10 protein-coding genes are annotated in these 6260 nt (G+C 66.5%); 3 read left to right on the top strand and 7 right to left on the bottom strand.

Going from position 1 to position 6260, the window contains the following annotated elements:
* Both BBK14_RS34820 and BBK14_RS07515 read left to right on the top strand, forming a co-directional pair.
* Positions 1–328, top strand: a 328-nt coding sequence (locus BBK14_RS34820; RefSeq protein WP_275078454.1) for a group II intron maturase-specific domain-containing protein, incomplete at its 5' end; no start/stop codon positions are given.
* A gap of 93 nt (positions 329–421) precedes the next feature.
* Positions 422–1414: an IS3 family transposase gene (locus BBK14_RS07515; RefSeq protein WP_116430016.1), complete on the top strand. Its 993-nt coding sequence runs from the start codon at positions 422–424 to the stop codon at positions 1412–1414.
* Between the two features lie 255 nt (positions 1415–1669).
* On the opposite strand, the gene BBK14_RS07520 is transcribed toward BBK14_RS07515, so the two are convergent.
* From BBK14_RS07520 to BBK14_RS07545, 7 genes are all read right to left on the bottom strand, one after another.
* A complete protein-coding gene (locus BBK14_RS07520; RefSeq protein WP_198541201.1) occupies positions 1670–2881 on the bottom strand; it encodes a PP2C family protein-serine/threonine phosphatase in 1212 nt (403 codons plus the stop codon).
* A 567-nt stretch (positions 2882–3448) separates the two neighbouring features.
* On the bottom strand, positions 3449–3703 hold the full coding sequence (locus BBK14_RS07525; RefSeq protein ID WP_071060494.1) for a hypothetical protein: 255 nt from the start codon (positions 3701–3703) through the stop codon (positions 3449–3451).
* A 165-nt stretch (positions 3704–3868) separates the two neighbouring features.
* Positions 3869–4741, bottom strand: a complete 873-nt coding sequence (locus BBK14_RS07530) for a hypothetical protein (RefSeq protein WP_071060496.1) — start codon at positions 4739–4741, stop codon at positions 3869–3871.
* Entirely contained in the window at positions 4738–5025 is a 288-nt protein-coding gene (locus BBK14_RS07535) for a hypothetical protein (protein WP_071060498.1), read from the bottom strand. The genes BBK14_RS07530 and BBK14_RS07535 overlap by 4 nt, the downstream gene beginning before the upstream one ends.
* Positions 5018–5191, bottom strand: coding sequence for a hypothetical protein (locus BBK14_RS38120; protein ID WP_157904224.1), 174 nt, complete (start codon positions 5189–5191; stop codon positions 5018–5020). The genes BBK14_RS07535 and BBK14_RS38120 overlap by 8 nt, the downstream gene beginning before the upstream one ends.
* 63 nt (positions 5192–5254) lie before the next feature.
* Positions 5255–5488, bottom strand: coding sequence for a hypothetical protein (locus BBK14_RS07540; RefSeq protein ID WP_071060500.1), 234 nt, complete (start codon positions 5486–5488; stop codon positions 5255–5257).
* A gap of 65 nt (positions 5489–5553) precedes the next feature.
* Entirely contained in the window at positions 5554–5766 is a 213-nt protein-coding gene (locus tag BBK14_RS07545) for a hypothetical protein (RefSeq protein ID WP_071060502.1), read from the bottom strand.
* Positions 5767–5970: 204 nt separating this feature from the next.
* Here BBK14_RS07545 and BBK14_RS07550 point away from each other — a divergent pair.
* Positions 5971–6260 (top strand): IS6 family transposase (locus BBK14_RS07550; protein WP_131802189.1); only part of this gene is annotated, 290 nt, incomplete at its 3' end.

A 6260-nucleotide genomic window follows, 5' to 3' on the forward strand; every position in this document is an offset into this window, starting at 1 on the left:
GTGCCGCGAGGTCGAGGTGAATCAGCCCTTGGACGATCTGATACGCAGGCTCAATCCTGTGTTGAGGGGCTGGTGCGCCTACTTCCGGCCCGGAGTGTCGTCGGTGACCTTCGCCTACCTGAAGCACTATGTGTTCGAGACGGTATGGCGGTGGATACGCCGTAAGCACCGCCGGTCGACCTGGAAGGAACTGCGCCGCCACTATTGCGGTGGCGGATGGTGGCCAACAGGCCAGGACAGGGAGCTGTTCGACCCGGAGAAGGTAAGCACCACACGTTACCGGTACCGAGGGTCAGTCATTCCATCACCTTGGCCTGCGGCTGCCTGACGAGCTCCCACGAGCTTAGCGGGACCTGCGGAGCGCCCGGTGCCTTGAAAGGGGCACRCCGGGTGCGGGAAGCGGCCCGGGAAAACGGGCCAGCTGAAAGGCTGGTACCGCGTCCCGGGCCGACTTCACCGACCGCCCACGCCGGTAGTCCACGACTACATCGACCAGCACAAGGAGACGTTCGGGGTCGAGCCGATCTGCGCGGTGTTGAAGGACGCCGGCGTCCAGGTCGCCCCGAGCACCTACTACGCCGCGCGGAAACGGCCGCCGTCAGCCCGGGCGGTCACCGACGAGGAGACCCTGAAGGAGATCAGGCGGATTCATGCCGAGAACTACGGCGTCTACGGGGTGCGGAAGGTCTTCGCGCAGCTCGACCGCGAGGGCGGGGTCGCCGGCCGGCACGTCGCCCGCTGCACGGTGGCCCGGCTCATGCGCGGGGACGGCCTGCGTGGCGTGTCACGGGTGCGCTCACCGCGCACGACGGTTCGGGCGAAGGGTCCGGACAGCCGGCCTGACCTGGTGCGACGGACGTTCGTCGCGTCGGCACCGGACAGGCTGTGGGTCGCCGACATCACCTATGTCCGTACCTTCTCTGGCTGGGTCTACGCGGCGTTTGTTCTCGATGTGTTCTCCCGGAGAATCGTCGGCTGGCAGCTTTCCACGAACCTGTACACAGAGCTCGCGCTTGACGCGCTGAACATGGCGATCTGGACCCGCCAGCGTGCCGGCGCCGACCTTTCCAACCTTATCCACCACTCCGACCGTGGGGTGCAGTACGTCGCCGTCCGGTACACCGAGCGCCTGGCCGAGGCGGAGGCCGTCGCCTCCGTGGGCTCGGTCGGCGATTCCTACGACAACGCCATGGCCGAGGCGTTCAACTCGCTGTTCAAGGCCGAGCTGATCCGCAACAAAGGCCCGTGGGCGGGACACGCCGATCTTGAGGTTGCCGTCGCCGAGTACATCGACTGGTACAACCACCGGAGGCTCCACGGGGAGATCAACATGGTCCCGCCCGCGGAGTACGAGGCCGCCTACACGGCCGCCCAGGACAAGATCGAGGACGCCCGGCAGCCCGCCGGCGCGTGACAACCGAGTCTCCAGCAAACCCGGTACTTGACACTTTCTTCCGGCTGCGGTCCCTGCAGGCCGGTGACCGGGTCGAAGTGAGCCGGGCAGCCGGCGCGGTCGGCCGGTTCGTCGTCGGGGTGGTGGTGACCGGATCGGCGCCGTGTGGTGGTGGACGGGCAAGATCGTGTGCGGTTCCGTCCGTGGCGGGCTGACGTGGACGCCTGGTGGCAACCGTCGCCGATCAGGAGGAGTCGTGATCCACAGCTGTCTTCGTCAGAAATCTACGCTGGCGAGGTGGTCGGCGGGCTCTCCGCGCCATTCGACCAGGAAGAGAGTGGAATCGTCGCTGGTCTTCCCGTGTCGTTCCCGCATGAGGGCGTGGGAGAGACCTCGCACCATCTCCTGCGCACCTTCACCCACCTGCCCGGCCCGCTCGACGAAGTCGATCAGGCGTTGTTCCCCGAACTGTTCTCCACCCGTTTCGTGTTCCTCGATGAGACCGTCGGTGAAGAACAGTACACGGTCGCCGGGCTGTAGCTGATTTTCGTCGATCCGTGGGTTGTCGCCACCGAACCCGATCGGCAGGGTTCCAGGAGTCTCCAGCGCCTGGACGACTCGACGGCCGCGGATCAGTAGTGGTGCCGGGTGGCCGGCGTTGACCCATTGCATGACGCCGATTCCCACGTCTAGGCGTACCATCTGCGCGGTGACAAAGTGGTCGGGTCCGAACTGTCGACGGATGGCCGAGTCCATAAAAGCGTAAAGGTCGGCGAGCCCGACATCGGCGCGTCGGGCATGCCGGTAGGCGCCGATGGCAACGGTCGCGAGCACCGAAGCGTCGAGACCATGGCCCATAGCATCGATAACAGCTATATGTAGGATGTCGTCGTTGAGTGCGTAGTCGAAGCTGTCACCCGCGACCTCGTAGGCGGGTTCGAGGATTCCTGCCACCGAAACCTGCGGAGTGGTCATTGTCAGTGGGGGCAGCAGGGACCATTGGATCTCCGCGGCCACGCTCATCCGTTCGCGACGCCGGGCCTGGAAGAACCGGTCGGTGTAGCTGTTCTTGGTGACGATCATGTCAGCGACCAGGCCTGYCAACCGTCCGAGCAGGCGCCGGTCGTCATCATCGACAGTATCGAGGGTGACTGCCATCACCCCCACCTCGTCGCTGCCATCCAGGAGTGGCATGAACATCCGTACGCCATCGGCCTGCGGCTCGTCGACAGTAGCTGCGCGAAGGAAGGCTCTACCTGCCGAGGTGCCATCGATCGGCTCGGATTTCCCGACCATGAGGCCCCTGCCCTGCAGCGGCGCAAGCCTCAGCTGATCGTAGTCCTGGAGGAGGATCGAGACGTCCCGGCCACCGATCCTGCTCACCTCTTCCGCGACCAGCGGGGCGATCAACTGCGGAGGCATCTCATGGGCCCGGTCCAGCAGAACACCCAGCAGCCGCTCGCCGAAACCTTCCGACCGATCGACCATCACCCTGCCGGGCTTCCGCCCTTCCTCCGCCACGGCGATCCCCCTTTTCCTGCCGATTCACACACTTCCGTCCGCACACGCTGTGTCGATCCATCAGGAACTCGCCGCGGCACGTCCGGTACCTATCATCGCTCCCTATCACCCGTCGTGAAAGCCGATGTCGGTCGGCTCCCGGATGGATCTCCTGCCCCGTGCCCCAGGAGACCTTTCCGTCGGCTTTCAGAAAGCCGGACCGCTGGGCAGTGTCCGTGGATAGACCTAGATTCCGGACATCACTTAAGGTCCGACTGCGGGACTGCGCCGGGCTTGGTCCGGAATTTTGCTGGAATGCCCGTCGAGGAGGTTCGCCTCGCGGTGATGGGTTCGACGAGCCACGCGCCGGCGAGGACGATCGAGGTGGCTGGGAGGCTTGGCCTTCGCAGGATCGGCCTGGCTCGAGCGGCCTCCTGGCGAGGATGCCGTGTCCGTGTGGCTACCCACAACCGGCTTCGGACCGGTGGCCGCCTCCGTCGCTACCTTCGTCGGATGCACCACCACCACCACCGTTCCGGAGGGTGGGCGTCTCTCCTACGTGAGCCAGGGTGCGCGTCGGACCAGTGGGGTGGCTGCCCAGAGGCGGCCGAGTCTGCCGGCGCCCAGGACGGCGAGGAGCACGAGGACGGCGGCGTAGATGAGGTGGTCGTCCATGAACGGGTTGTTGGCCGGGGGGAGCACGGCGCTCCACATCATCACGGTCAGCACCGCCCCGGCGGCGGCTGCCGGCCACATCGCGATGCCGAGCGGTACATCCAGCCCGATCGCCGGGATCCTCAGGGCTACCAAAGTCAGGCCAGTGGCTGTGAGGCAGTTCGAGTAGGTGGGGTGGCGTTGGACGCCGGCCAGTCCGTGCTGGATGCTGCGGTGAGGTGGTCGACGTCGGTGTCGACCCGTAGGGTGGGCCTTCGGGCTGTCCATGATCCCCATGGTGCTTTGCTGTTGGTCAGGGTGTCAGGGCTGGCCGCTAGCCGGATCGGTTTGTTCGATGATGAGCGTGACCTGAACGTCTTGCTCGCCATCGTCGAGCGCCATCAGCGCGAAGATCAGGTCGACGTTGCCCACGTTGAGGACGTCGGAGTCTTCGGGGGTGAGTTCGGAGTAGCCGGCGTCTCCGACTTGCGCATGGAGTTTGCCCTGGGCGATGACCTGCCCGTTGAGGGTGGCGCGGACGGCGTAGTAGCTGTCGTCTTCCATCTCGGCGACGAAGTCGCGGCCGCCGACGGTGAACGGGGGGTCGATGGGGTTGGCGCCGGCGCGTTCGATGCCGTTGGGGTATTGGACGAGCGTGCCCGCGAACTCCCAGCGGAACCTGCGGTCGGTCCGCCGGTGGCGCAGGGCGGCCGATCGGCTGGGGCGCACGAAGTGGCGGCTCGGGTTGGCGTAGATGGCGAGGTCATGGGGGGCGGGGTGGGTATCTGGCCGCAGTTCGTAGGTGTAGGCGCCGTCCTGCCAGACGGGGTGTGCGAGGTTCCGTAGGCTGGCGAGGTTGCCTGTGGTGAGCGCATGTTCGACCGCGTCTTGGTCTTCGGGGAACAGGCGGAGGTAGGCGGGGATCGGGTCGGTTGCGTTTCGTAGGGCGATGTGCCGCTGGTAGTCGGTCATGATCTCGGCCGGCCAGCTCTCGGGCTTGTCGTGCTCGGGTTCACGGGCGGCGCTGCGGATGTGCTGTTCTACGAGCCTGCGCCGGTGCTCGGCCCACGCCTGCTGGGTGACCGCGTCCATGGTGCGGGTGGGTTCGCCTTCGGCCTGGATGACGTACGTGGTGGCGTGGTCGCAGGTCGCGTTGGTGATCACGATCCGGAAGCCGGGCGGCAGGTCGGTCACAGCAGTCCCTTGGTGATGTCGCGGTGCACGCTGTCGATGATCGGCCGTTTCGGCTGGGGATGGATCGGCGGCACGGTGCGGGCTCGTTCGCGGTGTAGCTCCCAGCGGTGTTCGACTCCGGCGACCGCCGCCTGTGGATGTGCGGAGCCGGCGGGTCCGCAGACGGCGATCAGGCACCTCGATGCGGTGTCTTCCTCCACGTGCTCCCCGACCAGCACGCTGATCGTCGAGGAGGTGGCCGTTGCGGCGAGTCCGGCGAGGCTGGCTGCGCGCTGGTCAGTCACGGTCGGGTGTCTCGCGCGGGTCGGTGGGGAGGCCGACCCATTGCCCGTCTCGGTGGACGACTGCTGTCGCGCCGTCCACGGCGTGCTTGCGTGCGGCCTGTTCGGAGTTGCACAGGACCACCACAGCGCTGTCGCGGGGACGGTAGCCCCACCGGTTGTCAGCCATGGTCGGGTATCTCCTCGGTGTTGGCGCGCCGCGCGGCCGGTGTCTTCGTCGCCCGAACGTCGCTCATCGCGGGTCGGGCCTCTGGACCATCCACCCGCGGATCTGGTCGATCGGGACGAGCATCTCTCCGGTCTTGTTCTCGAGGAGTGCTCGCAGGCACGGGACCACCTGCTCGCCGATCTCGACGTTCTCGAACCGGGGTTCGCGCAGGACGTGCCAGTGTCCGTCCGGGAGTAGAGCCTCATAGACCTCTGCGGGGTCGAGGGTGCGGGAGTAGGGCGCTGTGGGTGTGGTCATCACTGGTCTCCTTGCCTACGCGGCCGGTGCGGGTGTCTCAGCCAGGGTGGTTGTCGAGCCAGCGTTCAGTGTGTCGCGTTCGGCCGCTCGCGAACCCGCGCGAGGATCTCAGGAGGGGCATGGCCGTCGAAGTGCGGCCGTTGGACGTCGGGTGGAGGTGCGCCGGTGTAGATCGCAACGTTCTCCCAGGCCTCGGCTTTCGCGGGTATCGGATGGACATCCGTCACGATCTTGATCTTTTCCTGCCGCCACGGTCGGTGTCTGGCGAGCTGGGCCATGCGTTGCAGGACGTTGCGAGTCATCCTGACGTACGACACAGGTGCCGTCGGCCGCGTACAGCCGATAGACGATGAACTCATCCGGGCCCGGAATCGTCCCCTTCCGCATCGCCCGGACGGTGCCGGGGAAATGCACCATTCGATGTGGGTCTGTTGCGTCGGCGGAAGCCGTGGTCCGTGCCGGCTCCGGGGCATGATCGGATGATGGTTTGCTGCAGCCCTCGTCCGCCGGTCTCAGTGTCGGAATTCGTCGGGTTCCGGTTCCCACCCGAGGTGATCGTGCTGGCGGTCCGGTGGTACCTGCGGTACGCGCTGTCCTACCGGGATGTCGAGGAGCTGCTCGCCGAACGGGGTATCGCTGTCGATCATGTCACCGTGTACCGGTGGGTGGCGCGGTTCACCCCGCTTCTGATTGACGCGGCCCGGCCCTGCCGGCACACGCCTGGGGACCGGTGGTTCGTCGACGAGACGTATGTGAAGGTCGCCGGCCGGTG

The organism is Parafrankia soli (assembly GCF_001854695.1).
Taxonomy (GTDB): Bacteria; Actinomycetota; Actinomycetes; order Frankiales; family Frankiaceae; genus Parafrankia; species Parafrankia soli.